Genomic DNA, 11,874 nt, shown 5'->3' with positions numbered 1-11,874 from the left:
GGGCTGCCATGTTACGTACAATCAACTTCATGGGCGTTCGCAACTTCGCGTTCGGCGTCACAGTGTTTCTCACGTTGCTGGCTATTTTCAGCGTCGTCCACAAGGGCATGAACTGGGGCCTGGACTTCACCGGCGGTACGCTCATCGAGCTGACCTACGAGCGTCCGGCCGATGTCACCAAGGTGCGTGAAGAGCTGGTGACTTCCGGTTATCACGAAGCCATCGTGCAGAGCTTTGGTGCGACCACCGACTTGCTCGTACGTATGCCAGGCGAAGACCCGCAGTTGGGTCATCAGGTAGCCGAGGCCTTGCAGAAGGTCGGCGGCGACAACCCGGCGACGGTCAAGCGTGTCGAGTTCGTCGGCCCGCAGGTCGGTGAAGAACTGCGCGACCAGGGCGGCCTCGGCATGCTGCTGGCGCTCGGCGGCATCCTGATCTACCTGGCTTTCCGCTTTCAGTGGAAATTCGCGGTCGGCGCGATCGTTTCGCTGATTCACGACGTGATCGTGACTGTCGGTATCCTGTCGTTCTTCCAGATCACCTTCGATCTGACGGTGCTGGCGGCGGTACTGGCGATCATCGGTTACTCGCTGAACGACACCATCGTCGTGTTCGACCGGGTTCGTGAGAACTTCCGTGTGCTGCGCAAGGCTTCGCTGATCGAGAACATCAACATCTCGACCACTCAGACCCTGCTGCGGACCATGGCAACGTCGATCTCCACCTTGCTGGCGATCGCTGCGCTGCTGTTCTTCGGTGGCGACAACCTGTTCGGCTTCTCCATTGCCCTGTTCATCGGTGTTCTGGCGGGTACCTACTCGTCGATCTACATCGCGAACGTGGTGCTGATCTGGCTGAACCTGAGCACCGAGGATCTGATTCCTCCGGCCAACACCGAGAAAGAAGTCGACGACCGTCCATAACGGCCATCGCTTCTCCGGCTGTCAGCCCAGAAAAGGCGCGAGTTGAACTCGCGCCTTTTTTTATGCTCCAAGGCTGGGAGAAGCGCGGGACGCGTCCCGCATGTGATGGTCAGGAGGTTCATGTGAACAAGTCGTTGCTGGTTGGTGCGGTATTGGGTGCTGTCGGTGTGACTGCCGGGGGTGCTGTTGCCACCTACAGCCTGGTTAAAAGCGGCCCTGAGTATGCGCAAGTGCTGGCCGTAGAACCGGTCAAGACACAGATCAAGACTCCACGTGAAGTGTGCAAGGATGTGGCAGTAACCCGGCAGAAACCGGTTCAGGATCAGCACCAGATCGTGGGTACGGTGCTCGGTGCGGTCGGTGGTGGCCTGTTGGGTAACATGGTCGGCGGCGGTAACGGTAAGAAGCTTGCCACCGTTGCTGGTGCGGTCGGTGGCGGTTATGCCGGTAACAAGGTGCAGGAAGGCATGCAGAACCGCGACACCTACACGACCACCCAGACTCGCTGTAACACCGTGAATGACATCAGTGACAAGGTTGTCGGTTACGACGTGCGTTATTCGCTGGATGGCAAGGAAGGCAAAGTGCGGATGGATCGCGATCCGGGCAGCCAGATTCCGGTCGACAAGGAAGGCAAGCTGATTCTGTCGCAGAATCAGCCGGGTCAATAACGGTCTGATCGTTTTGAAAAGAAGCACCCTTCGGGGTGCTTTTTTGTGCGCGCGATTCAGCGTCAGATCACCGCAATCCCAATGTGGGAGCGGGCTTGCTCGCGAAAGCGGTCTACCATCCAGAACTGATGTTGGCTGACGTGCCGCCTTCGCGAGCAAGCCCGCTCCCACAGTGGATTCGAGTGGACGCTGAAATCGCAGGCATAAAAAAAGCACCCCGAAGGGTGCTTTTTGCGTTTCGCCGGAAGATTAGCGCTTCAGCGAAGCCGGCAGGTGCGGCTGGATCGCCGTCAGGACTGCCTTGAAGCATTTGGTGTTGCCGGCAACGATGTGGCCTTTTTCAAGGAAATCGTGACCGCCGGTGAAGTCGCTCACCAGGCCACCAGCTTCTTGAATCAGCAGGGCGCCTGCAGCCATGTCCCACTCGGACAGGCCCGACTCCCAGAACGCGTCGAAACGACCGGCAGCCACGTAGGCCAGGTCCAGGCTGGCGGAGCCGGCGCGGCGGATGCCGGCAGTCTGGCCAACCAGGGCGCGGAACATGCCCAGGTAGTTGTCGAGGTTGTCCATCTGGTCGTCACGGAACGGGAAGCCAGTGCCCAGCAGAGCGCCGTCGAGGCTGGTGCGACCGCTGACGCGCAGACGACGACCGTTCAGTTGAGCGCCGCGACCACGGCTGGCGGTGAATTCTTCCTGGCGAACCGGGTCCAGAACCACTGCGTGCTCCAGGCGACCACGGTATTTGCAGGCAATGCTGACAGCGAAGTGAGGAATGCCACGCAGGAAGTTGGTGGTGCCGTCCAGTGGGTCGATGATCCACAGGTACTCTTCGCCTTCGATGCCGTTACCGACGTGCATGCCGGTTTCTTCACCCTGGATCGAGTGATTCGGGTAAGCCTTGCGCAGAGCATCGATGATTTTCTGTTCGGCGGCGCGATCGACCTCGGATACATAATCCTTGGCGTCTTTTTCGTCGACCTTGATGGTATCCAGGCGCTCGATGGAGCGGAAGATCAGTTCACTGGCGCTGCGGGCGGCGCGCAGCGCGATATTCAGCATGGGCTGCATGGATGTGTCACCTAAGGTTGTTAAAGAAAGCCGCGCATTCTATCAGAACTTTTCTTCAGGTGAAGGTCGCTGTTCGCTTTCATAGCTTAACGGTAGGCTGTTCTGTAAGATTTGCACCCCTTTCCTGTGTCCGAGAGCGCCTCCCTTGCTGCAGAACATTCGTGTCGTCCTGGTCAATACCAGCCACCCCGGCAACATCGGCGGGGCCGCGCGCGCCATGAAAAACATGGGTCTGTCGCGGCTGGTGCTGGTCGAACCGCGGTTGTTTCCGCACCACGAAGCCGATGCTCGAGCTTCCGGTGCCGGGGATATCCTTGAAAATGCTCAAGTCGTCGCCACCCTGGAAGACGCCCTGGTCGGCTGCAATCTGGTGCTCGGCACCAGCGCCCGTGACCGGCGCATTCCCTGGCCATTGCTCGATCCGCGCGAATGCGGGAGCAAAGTGGTCGAAGAGGCGGGGCAGGGCGCGGAAATCGCGTTGGTATTCGGTCGTGAAGACTCCGGCCTGACCAACGAGGAGCTGCAGCGATGTCACTTTCACGTGCACATCCCTTCCGATCCTGGGTTCAGCTCGCTGAACCTCGGGGCGGCGGTGCAGGTGTTGAGCTATGAAGTGCGCATGGCCTGGCTGGCTGCTCAAGGGCAGCCGACCAAGATCGAGAAAGAAGAAGTGGCCTCGGTGAAAAGTGCCGAGCTCGCGACCATGGATGAGCTGGAGCGTTTTTATGAGCATCTGGAGCAGACGCTGGTCGCCATCGAATTTCTCGATCCGGAAAAACCACGGCACTTGATGGCGCGCCTGCGCCGCTTGTACGGACGCAGCTCGGTCAGCCGGGCGGAAATGAATATTTTGCGTGGCATTCTCACGGAAACCCAAAAAGCGGCCCGTGGTGAGCTTCTTAAGCGGAAGGACTGAATGATGTTTGAGCGTTTGCGTGAAGATATCCAAAGCGTATTCCATCGAGACCCGGCGGCGCGTAACGCTTTTGAAGTCCTGACCTGCTATCCCGGCATGCATGCGATCTGGATTCACCGGTTGGCCGGCATGCTGTGGCGCAACGAGCTGAAATGGCTGGCGCGACTGGTGTCTAACTTCGGTCGCTGGCTGACCGGGATCGAGATTCATCCGGGGGCCAAGGTCGGTCGGCGTTTCTTTATCGATCACGGCATGGGCATCGTCATTGGTGAAACCGCCGAGATCGGCGATGACGTGACCATTTATCAGGGCGTAACCCTCGGTGGTACCAGTTGGAACAAGGGCAAGCGCCACCCGACGCTGGGTGATGGCGTGGTGGTGGGTGCTGGCGCCAAAGTGCTCGGGCCGTTCACGGTAGGGGCTGGCGCCAAAGTCGGCTCCAACGCAGTGGTCACCAAGGAAGTGCCGCCGGGCGCCACAGTGGTGGGGATTCCGGGGCGGATCATCGTCAAATCCGATGAAGAGCAGGACGCCAAGCGCAAGGCGATGGCTGAGAAGATCGGCTTCGATGCTTATGGTGTCAGCGAAGACATGCCCGATCCGGTGGCCCGTGCCATCGGTCAGTTGCTCGATCACCTGCAAGCGGTGGATGGGCGGCTGGAAGGGATGTGCGGCGCGCTGAAGGATCTGGGCAGTAATTACTGTGCGAAAGATCTGCCTGAACTGCGCGAAGAGGACTTTGCCTGTGTGAAGGGCAAAGACGAATCCAAAGCCGGCTGAACCGCAGCGCTGCGTTTCGCGAGCAGGCTCGCTCCCACATTGGAATGCATCCCCTGTGGGAGCGGGCTTGCTCGCGAAGAACGATAACGCGGTACCGCTGGCTGTACGCCGCCAGCCTTTGCTATGATGCGCGCGCTCTTTTGCGGGTAAACCCGACTAAAGCACTAGGTCTTATAGTTGACTTAAATGCTCGGGAATTGCATACTCCCGCCCATTCCGAACTCCGTGGTAATTGTCCATGCGACTGACTACAAAAGGCCGATACGCCGTGACCGCCATGCTTGACCTGGCGTTGCACGCGCAGCACGGGCCGGTGTCCCTGGCCGATATCTCCGAGCGCCAAGGCATCTCCCTGTCCTATCTCGAACAGCTTTTCGCCAAGCTGCGCCGCAGTAACCTGGTTTCCAGTGTTCGCGGTCCAGGCGGTGGTTATCAGCTTTCGCGCGACATGCAGGGCATCCAGGTGGCTCAGGTGATCGATGCGGTCAACGAATCGGTCGACGCTACAAAGTGCCAGGGCCAGGGCGATTGCCATTCCGGCGACACCTGCCTGACTCATCACCTGTGGTGCGATCTGAGCCTGCAGATTCACGAATTTCTAAGTGGTATCAGCTTGGCTGATCTTGTGACTCGCCGTGAGGTGCAAGAAGTAGCCCAGCGTCAGGACCAGCGTCGTTGCAACAGCAAGGCGCCACGCCTGGACAAGATTGAAGCGTCCGCCGTCGAATGACAGCCGAAGAGCTAGCGGAACGCCAGCCCTGATTTAGGAGATAGTCCATGAAATTGCCGATTTACCTTGATTACTCTGCGACCACCCCGGTCGATCCGCGCGTTGCGCAAAAGATGAGTGAATGCCTGCTGGTCGACGGAAACTTCGGTAACCCGGCGTCCCGTTCCCACGTGTTCGGCTGGAAAGCTGAAGAGTCCGTCGAAAATGCCCGTCGTCAGGTGGCCGATCTGGTCAACGCCGACCCGCGCGAAATCGTCTGGACGTCCGGCGCCACCGAATCCGACAACCTGGCAATCAAGGGTGCGGCGCATTTCTATGGCTCCAAAGGCAAGCACCTGATCACCAGCAAGATCGAACACAAGGCTGTTCTCGACACCATGCGCCAACTGGAGCGTGAAGGTTTCGAAGTGACCTACCTCGAGCCGACCGAAGACGGTCTGATCACCCCGGCGATGATCGAAGCGGCACTGCGCGAAGACACCATTCTGGTGTCGGTAATGCACGTGAACAACGAAATCGGCACCATCAACGACATCGCTGCCATCGGCGAACTGACCCGCTCCAAGGGCGTTCTGCTGCATGTTGACGCGGCTCAGTCCACCGGCAAGGTCGAGATCGATCTGCAGAAGCTGAAAGTCGACATGATGTCGTTCTCCGCCCACAAAACCTACGGCCCTAAAGGCATCGGCGCCCTGTACGTCAGCCGCAAGCCGCGTGTGCGCATCGAAGCGACCATGCACGGCGGCGGTCACGAACGTGGCATGCGTTCCGGCACTCTGGCGACCCACCAGATCGTCGGCATGGGTGAAGCCTTCCGCGTAGCCAAGGAAGACATGGCTGCCGAAAACGTACGCATCAAGGCCCTGAGCGATCGTTTCTTCAAGCAGGTCGAGCACCTGGAAGAGCTGTACGTCAACGGCAGCCTGACCGCCCGCGTTCCGCACAACCTGAACCTGAGCTTCAACTACGTTGAAGGCGAGTCGCTGATCATGGCGCTCAAGGATCTGGCGGTATCGTCCGGTTCGGCCTGCACCTCGGCGTCCCTGGAGCCTTCGTACGTACTGCGCGCCTTGGGCCGCAACGACGAACTGGCACACAGCTCGATCCGTTTCACCTTCGGCCGTTTCACCACCGAAGAAGAAATCGACTACGCCGCGCAGAAAGTCTGCGAGGCCGTTACCAAGCTGCGCGCTCTGTCGCCGCTGTGGGACATGTACAAAGACGGTGTCGACATTTCGAAAATCGAGTGGGCGGCACACTGATTTCAAGTCGCCGCGAACCGGCCCTGCGACCCCAGGTTGCAGGGCTTAAAGAGCGACTCTCTGATGAGTGAGGATTAAGCACCATGGCTTACAGCGAAAAGGTCATCGACCACTACGAAAACCCGCGCAACGTCGGCAAGATGAACGCGGAAGACCCGGATGTCGGCACCGGCATGGTCGGCGCTCCGGCGTGCGGCGACGTGATGCGTCTGCAGATCAAGGTCAACGATCAGGGCGTTATCGAAGACGCCAAGTTCAAGACCTACGGCTGCGGTTCGGCAATCGCTTCCAGCTCCCTGGCCACCGAGTGGATGAAGGGCAAGACGCTGGACGAGGCCGAGACCATCAAGAACACTCAGCTGGCCGAAGAACTGGCCCTGCCGCCAGTGAAAATCCACTGCTCGGTACTCGCTGAAGACGCTATCAAAGCGGCTGTTCGCGACTACAAGCAGAAGAAAGGCTTGATCTAAGCATTGCGCGACGAGTAAGGAGTCAACGATGGCTATCAGCATGACAGAAGCGGCTGCTCGACACGTGCGACGCTCCCTCGACGGGCGCGGCAAAGGTGAAGGGATTCGTCTGGGTGTTCGCACCACAGGCTGTTCCGGCCTTGCCTACGTGCTGGAGTTTGTCGACGAGGTGGTTGCCGAGGATCAGGTGTTCGAAAGTCACGGCGAGAAAGTGATCATCGACCCGAAAAGCCTGGCCTACCTGGACGGCACCGAGCTCGATTTCGTCAAGGAAGGGTTGAACGAAGGCTTCAAGTTCAACAATCCCAACGTTCGCGGTGAATGTGGCTGCGGCGAAAGCTTCAACATCTGAGGCTTGTCGTGGGTATTCCTTGTCATTTCGCTTTATTCGAGCTGCAACCGAGCTTTCGCCTGGATCTCGAGCAGTTGGCCACGCGCTACCGTGAGTTGGCGCGCGGTGTTCATCCTGATCGCTTTGCCGACGCCTCCGAGCGCGAACAGCGGTCGGCGCTTGAGCAGTCTGCGCGGCTCAACGACGCGTACCAGACGCTCAAGAGTCCTGCCCAGCGTGCACGCTACCTGCTGACCATCAGCGGGCATGAAGTGCCGATGGAAGTCACGGTCCATGACCCCGAGTTTCTTTTGCAGCAGATGCAGTGGCGCGAAGAGCTCGAAGACCTCCAGGACAGCGCCGATCTCGACGGTGTCGCGGTATTCAAGCGTCGCCTGAAAGTGGCTCAGGAACAGTTGAACGAAAGCTTCGCAGCCTGTTGGGATGATGCAGCGCAACGCGAACAGGCCGAACGCCTGATGCGGCGCATGCAGTTCCTCGACAAGCTCACCTACGAAGTGCGCCAGTTAGAAGAGCGCCTCGACGATTAACCCAGTGCCGCTCCGGTCGCACGCCTGATATACAGATAAGTCCTGATCACGATGGCCCTACTGCAGATCGCCGAACCCGGCCAAAGTCCTCAACCGCACCAGCGTCGTCTGGCTGTGGGGATCGACTTGGGCACTACCAATTCGCTGGTCGCTGCGTTGCGCAGTGGTCTTTCCGAACCACTGGCCGACGCTGACGGGCAGGTCATCCTGCCGTCCGCCGTGCGTTATCACGCCGACCGCGTCGAGGTTGGCGAGTCGGCCAAACTGGCCGCGTCTTCCGATCCCTTGAACACTGTGCTGTCGGTCAAACGCCTGATGGGTCGTGGCCTGTCCGACGTCAAGCAATTGGGCGAGCAACTGCCATACCGCTTCGTCGGTGGCGAATCGCACATGCCGTTCATCGACACCGTGCAAGGCCCGAAAAGCCCAGTCGAAGTCTCCGCCGATATCCTCAAGGTCCTGCGTCAGCGTGCTGAAGCGACCCTGGGTGGCGAGTTGGTCGGTGCGGTGATCACCGTTCCGGCGTATTTCGACGATGCGCAGCGCCAGGCCACCAAGGATGCGGCGAAACTCGCCGGTCTGAACGTGCTGCGCCTGCTCAACGAGCCGACGGCGGCTGCCGTGGCTTATGGTCTGGATCAGCATGCCGAAGGTCTGGTGGCGATTTATGACCTGGGCGGCGGTACGTTCGATATTTCGATTCTGCGTCTGACTGGCGGTGTGTTCGAAGTGCTGGCCACCGGCGGCGACAGCGCCCTGGGCGGCGATGACTTCGATCACGCGATTGCCGGCTGGATCATCGAGAGCGCCGGTCTGTCCGCCGATCTCGATCCGGGTGCGCAACGCAATCTGCTGCAAACTGCCTGCGCGGCCAAAGAAGCCCTGACCGATGCGGCCAGCGTTGAAGTCGCCTACGGTGACTGGAAAGCGCAGCTGACCCGCGAAGCCTTCGATGCACTGATCGAGCCAATGGTTGCGCGCAGCCTGAAAGCCTGCCGCCGCGCCGTGCGTGATTCCGGTATCGAGCTGGAAGACGTGCATGCCGTGGTCATGGTCGGTGGTTCGACCCGCGTTCCACGTGTACGCGAGGCCGTTGCCGAAGCCTTCGGTCGTCAGCCATTGACGGAAATCGACCCGGATCAAGTGGTGGCCATCGGGGCCGCGATCCAGGCGGATACGCTGGCTGGCAACAAGCGTGATGGCGGCGAACTGTTGCTGCTCGACGTGATTCCGTTGTCCCTTGGGCTGGAAACCATGGGCGGGCTGATGGAGAAGGTGATTCCGCGCAACACCACCATCCCGGTCGCTCGTGCTCAAGACTTCACCACTTATAAAGACGGCCAGTCGGCCATGGCGATCCATGTGCTGCAGGGTGAACGCGAGCTGATCAGCGACTGCCGCTCCCTGGCGCGCTTCGAACTGCGCGGCATTCCGGCGATGGTGGCCGGTGCGGCGAAGATTCGCGTGACCTTCCAGGTCGATGCCGACGGTCTGCTCAGTGTTTCGGCGCGTGAACTGGGTTCGGGTGTTGAGGCGAGCATTCAGGTCAAGCCGTCCTACGGCCTGACCGACGGCGAAATCGCCAAGATGCTCAAGGATTCGTTCCAGCACGCCAATGACGACAAGGTCGCCCGCGTCCTGCGTGAGCAGCAAGTCGATGCTCAGCGCCTGATCGAAGCGGTACAGGGTGCTCTGGAGGCCGATGGCGAGCGTTTGCTCGACGCCGAGGAGCGCATGGTCATCGAGCTGCAGATGCAGGAACTGGCCGAACTGATGAAAGGCACCGATGGTTATGCCATCGAGCAGCAGACCAAGCGTCTGTCGCAAGTGACCGATGCTTTTGCTGCCCGCCGCATGGATCTGACGGTGAAAGCCGCTCTGTCGGGGCGCAATCTGAATGAAATCGAGGATATCTGATGCCGCAGGTCATTTTTCTGCCCCACGAGAAGTTCTGCCCTGAAGGCATGGTGGTCGAGGCCGAACCCGGCACTTCGATTCTCGATCTGGCTCACGAACACCATATCGAGATGGAAAGCGCCTGTGGCGGCGTCTGCGCCTGCACCACTTGTCACTGCATCATCCGCGAGGGTTTCGACTCGCTGGAAGAGGCGGACGAGCTGGAAGAAGACTTCCTCGATCGCGCCTGGGGCCTGGAAGCGCAATCGCGCCTGGCCTGTCAGGCTATCGTCGGCGAAGAAGACATCACCGTCGAGATTCCGAAATATTCGCTTAACCATGCGGCCGAAGCGCCGCACTGACTGGTAAGACTGTCATGAGCTACGGTTGGAATGATGTTCAACGCATTGCAGAAGAATTGGCCGAAGCCAAGCCGGATGTAGATCCGCTTTCTGTCAATTTCGTCGACCTGCAGCGATGGATCATGGAATTGCCCGACTTCGACAACACCTCTGGCCGTGTCGGCGAGAAGGTGTTGGAAGCGGTTCAGGCACTCTGGATCGATGAAGTCGACTGATCGTCCTCGCAGGTTAGGCAATACCCAAGAACCCGCGTATAATTCGCGGGTTTAATTTTTCGCAAATTACTGTTTCTGGAGTTACACCATGGCTGTTCAACGTACTTTCTCCATCATCAAGCCTGACGCTGTTGCAAAAGGCGCTGCCGGCGAAATCGTTACCCGTTTCGAAAAGGCTGGTCTGAAAGTGGTTGCTTCGAAAATGAAGCAGCTGTCCAAAGCCGAAGCTGAAGGCTTCTACGCTGAGCACAAAGAGCGCGGTTTCTTCGGTGACCTGGTTGCTTTCATGATCTCCGGTCCAGTGGTTGTTCAGGTTCTGGAAGGCGAAAACGCTATCGCTCGCAACCGTGAGCTGATGGGCGCTACCAACCCTAAAGAAGCTGCTGCTGGCACCATCCGTGCTGACTTCGCTGAGTCGATCGACGCCAACGCCGTTCACGGTTCGGACTCCGAAGCCGCTGCTGCTCGTGAAATCTCGTACTTCTTCGCAGCTACTGAAGTAACCACTCGCTAAGCATTGCTTAAAGAGTGAAGGTGAATCCATGACTACATCGACTGTTAAAACAAACCTGCTGGGTCTGACCCAGCCGGAAATGGAAAAATTCTTCGACTCAATCGGGGAGAAGCGTTTCCGTGCCGGTCAGGTAATGAAATGGATTCACCACTTTGGCGTCGATGATTTCGACGCCATGACGAACGTCAGCAAGGCCTTGCGCGACAAGCTCAAGGCTATTGCTGAAGTCCGTGGTCCCGAAGTGGTCAGCGAGGACATTTCCAGCGACGGCACCCGCAAGTGGGTGGTGCGCGTGGCGTCCGGCAGCTGTGTCGAGACCGTCTACATTCCCCAGGGCAAACGCGGCACTCTGTGCGTTTCGTCCCAGGCAGGCTGTGCCCTGGACTGCAGTTTCTGCTCCACCGGCAAGCAAGGCTTCAACAGCAACCTCACCGCCGCCGAAGTCATCGGTCAGGTGTGGATTGCCAACAAATCCTTCGGCAGTGTTCCCGCCACCATCGACCGCGCCATCACCAACGTGGTGATGATGGGCATGGGTGAACCGCTGCTGAACTTCGACAACGTCGTGGCCGCCATGCATCTGATGATGGATGACCTGGGCTACGGGATCTCCAAGCGCCGCGTGACCCTGTCCACTTCGGGCGTGGTGCCGATGATCGATGAGCTGGCCAAGCACATCGACGTCTCCCTGGCGTTGTCCCTGCACGCACCGAATGACGCATTGCGTAACCAATTGGTGCCGATCAACAAGAAATATCCGCTTAAGATGCTGCTCGAGTCGTGCCAGCGCTACATGTCCGCCCTTGGCGAGAAGCGTGTGCTGACCATCGAGTACACCTTGCTCAAGGACGTCAACGACAAGCTTGAGCACGCCGTGGAAATGATCGAGCTGCTGAAAGACATTCCGTGCAAGATCAACCTGATTCCGTTCAACCCGTTCCCGCATTCCGGTTACGAGCGGCCGAGCAACAACGCCATTCGTCGGTTCCAGGATCAGTTGCATCAGGCCGGCTTTAACGTCACTGTCCGCACCACCCGTGGTGAAGACATCGACGCCGCATGTGGTCAATTGGTAGGGCAGGTGCTGGATCGCACCCGTCGCAGCGAACGTTACATCGCCGTGCGCGAGTTGAGCGCCGACAGCGATCTGGCACAGAACGCCGCGAACACTAACTAAGAGAGGAT

At 59.1% G+C, this 11,874-nt stretch carries 15 protein-coding genes; 14 read left to right on the top strand and 1 reads right to left on the bottom strand.

The genetic code is table 11. The features are described from left to right. Positions 1-8 precede the first annotated feature (8 nt). Both secF and V9L13_RS15215 read left to right on the top strand, forming a co-directional pair. Entirely contained in the window at positions 9-923 is a 915-nt protein-coding gene (secF, locus tag V9L13_RS15220; protein ID WP_003227920.1) for a protein translocase subunit SecF, read from the top strand. A gap of 122 nt (positions 924-1,045) precedes the next feature. Further along, positions 1,046-1,594: a glycine zipper 2TM domain-containing protein gene (locus V9L13_RS15215; protein WP_338799937.1), complete on the top strand. Its 549-nt coding sequence runs from the start codon at positions 1,046-1,048 to the stop codon at positions 1,592-1,594. Positions 1,595-1,843: 249 nt separating this feature from the next. On the opposite strand, the gene suhB is transcribed toward V9L13_RS15215, so the two are convergent. Further along, positions 1,844-2,662 carry an inositol-phosphate phosphatase gene (gene suhB, locus V9L13_RS15210; RefSeq protein ID WP_003227916.1) on the bottom strand — a complete coding sequence of 273 codons (819 nt, stop codon included), beginning with the start codon at positions 2,660-2,662 and terminating at the stop codon, positions 1,844-1,846. 145 nt (positions 2,663-2,807) lie between these two features. Between suhB and trmJ the strand changes: the two genes are divergently transcribed. The 12 genes from trmJ (at position 2,808) to rlmN (ending at position 11,866) form a co-directional block, all read left to right on the top strand. Continuing rightward, positions 2,808-3,578 (top strand): tRNA (cytosine(32)/uridine(32)-2'-O)-methyltransferase TrmJ, encoded by a 771-nt coding sequence (gene trmJ, locus V9L13_RS15205; protein ID WP_003227915.1) that lies wholly within the window; start codon positions 2,808-2,810, stop codon positions 3,576-3,578. Between the two features lie 3 nt (positions 3,579-3,581). Beyond that, positions 3,582-4,358 (top strand): serine O-acetyltransferase, encoded by a 777-nt coding sequence (gene cysE, locus V9L13_RS15200; protein WP_007964422.1) that lies wholly within the window; start codon positions 3,582-3,584, stop codon positions 4,356-4,358. Positions 4,359-4,596: 238 nt separating this feature from the next. Then, positions 4,597-5,088 carry a Fe-S cluster assembly transcriptional regulator IscR gene (gene iscR, locus V9L13_RS15195; RefSeq protein WP_003227911.1) on the top strand — a complete coding sequence of 164 codons (492 nt, stop codon included), beginning with the start codon at positions 4,597-4,599 and terminating at the stop codon, positions 5,086-5,088. Positions 5,089-5,135: 47 nt separating this feature from the next. After that, positions 5,136-6,350 (top strand): IscS subfamily cysteine desulfurase, encoded by a 1,215-nt coding sequence (locus V9L13_RS15190; RefSeq protein ID WP_003227909.1) that lies wholly within the window; start codon positions 5,136-5,138, stop codon positions 6,348-6,350. 83 nt (positions 6,351-6,433) lie between these two features. After that, the gene (iscU, locus tag V9L13_RS15185) at positions 6,434-6,820 is read left to right on the top strand and encodes a Fe-S cluster assembly scaffold IscU (RefSeq protein WP_003227907.1); all 387 of its coding nucleotides are present in this window, start codon (positions 6,434-6,436) and stop codon (positions 6,818-6,820) included. A gap of 28 nt (positions 6,821-6,848) precedes the next feature. Beyond that, the gene (gene iscA / locus V9L13_RS15180; RefSeq protein ID WP_003227904.1) at positions 6,849-7,172 is read left to right on the top strand and encodes an iron-sulfur cluster assembly protein IscA; all 324 of its coding nucleotides are present in this window, start codon (positions 6,849-6,851) and stop codon (positions 7,170-7,172) included. Between the two features lie 8 nt (positions 7,173-7,180). Continuing rightward, on the top strand, positions 7,181-7,702 hold the full coding sequence (gene hscB, locus V9L13_RS15175; RefSeq protein ID WP_003227901.1) for a co-chaperone HscB: 522 nt from the start codon (positions 7,181-7,183) through the stop codon (positions 7,700-7,702). Positions 7,703-7,753: 51 nt separating this feature from the next. Continuing rightward, positions 7,754-9,619, top strand: coding sequence for a Fe-S protein assembly chaperone HscA (gene hscA, locus V9L13_RS15170; RefSeq protein WP_003227899.1), 1,866 nt, complete (start codon positions 7,754-7,756; stop codon positions 9,617-9,619). Then, positions 9,619-9,960 (top strand): ISC system 2Fe-2S type ferredoxin, encoded by a 342-nt coding sequence (gene fdx, locus V9L13_RS15165; protein ID WP_003227897.1) that lies wholly within the window; start codon positions 9,619-9,621, stop codon positions 9,958-9,960. The genes hscA and fdx overlap by 1 nt, the downstream gene beginning before the upstream one ends. A 14-nt stretch (positions 9,961-9,974) precedes the next feature. Then, complete coding sequence (gene iscX / locus V9L13_RS15160) at positions 9,975-10,175, top strand: Fe-S cluster assembly protein IscX (protein WP_103367342.1); 201 nt, start codon at positions 9,975-9,977, stop codon at positions 10,173-10,175. A gap of 88 nt (positions 10,176-10,263) precedes the next feature. Then, complete coding sequence (ndk, locus tag V9L13_RS15155) at positions 10,264-10,689, top strand: nucleoside-diphosphate kinase (RefSeq protein WP_003227894.1); 426 nt, start codon at positions 10,264-10,266, stop codon at positions 10,687-10,689. Between the two features lie 28 nt (positions 10,690-10,717). Continuing rightward, a complete protein-coding gene (gene rlmN, locus V9L13_RS15150) occupies positions 10,718-11,866 on the top strand; it encodes a 23S rRNA (adenine(2503)-C(2))-methyltransferase RlmN (protein WP_003227893.1) in 1,149 nt (382 codons plus the stop codon). The last annotated feature ends 8 nt before the right edge of the window (positions 11,867-11,874 follow it).

Origin of the sequence: Pseudomonas sp. RSB 5.4 (genome assembly GCF_037126175.1) — a bacterium.
Lineage (GTDB): Bacteria > Pseudomonadota > Gammaproteobacteria > Pseudomonadales > Pseudomonadaceae > Aquipseudomonas > Aquipseudomonas fluorescens_H.
Note: the sequence above shows the minus strand (reverse complement) of the source record. Positions and strands in the feature narration are given on the sequence as shown.

Excerpts from the sequence above, each read along its gene's own strand:
- secF (WP_003227920.1), top strand. The coding sequence starts at position 9 with ATGTTACGTACAATCAACTTCATGGGCGTTCGCAACTTCGCGTTCGGC.
- suhB (WP_003227916.1), bottom strand. The coding sequence starts at position 2,662 with ATGCAGCCCATGCTGAATATCGCGCTGCGCGCCGCCCGCAGCGCCAGT.
- cysE (WP_007964422.1), top strand. The coding sequence starts at position 3,582 with ATGTTTGAGCGTTTGCGTGAAGATATCCAAAGCGTATTCCATCGAGAC.
- iscR (WP_003227911.1), top strand. The coding sequence starts at position 4,597 with ATGCGACTGACTACAAAAGGCCGATACGCCGTGACCGCCATGCTTGAC.
- V9L13_RS15190 (WP_003227909.1), top strand. The coding sequence starts at position 5,136 with ATGAAATTGCCGATTTACCTTGATTACTCTGCGACCACCCCGGTCGAT.
- iscU (WP_003227907.1), top strand. The coding sequence starts at position 6,434 with ATGGCTTACAGCGAAAAGGTCATCGACCACTACGAAAACCCGCGCAAC.
- iscA (WP_003227904.1), top strand. The coding sequence starts at position 6,849 with ATGGCTATCAGCATGACAGAAGCGGCTGCTCGACACGTGCGACGCTCC.
- hscA (WP_003227899.1), top strand. The coding sequence starts at position 7,754 with ATGGCCCTACTGCAGATCGCCGAACCCGGCCAAAGTCCTCAACCGCAC.
- fdx (WP_003227897.1), top strand. The coding sequence starts at position 9,619 with ATGCCGCAGGTCATTTTTCTGCCCCACGAGAAGTTCTGCCCTGAAGGC.
- iscX (WP_103367342.1), top strand. The coding sequence starts at position 9,975 with ATGAGCTACGGTTGGAATGATGTTCAACGCATTGCAGAAGAATTGGCC.
- ndk (WP_003227894.1), top strand. The coding sequence starts at position 10,264 with ATGGCTGTTCAACGTACTTTCTCCATCATCAAGCCTGACGCTGTTGCA.
- rlmN (WP_003227893.1), top strand. The coding sequence starts at position 10,718 with ATGACTACATCGACTGTTAAAACAAACCTGCTGGGTCTGACCCAGCCG.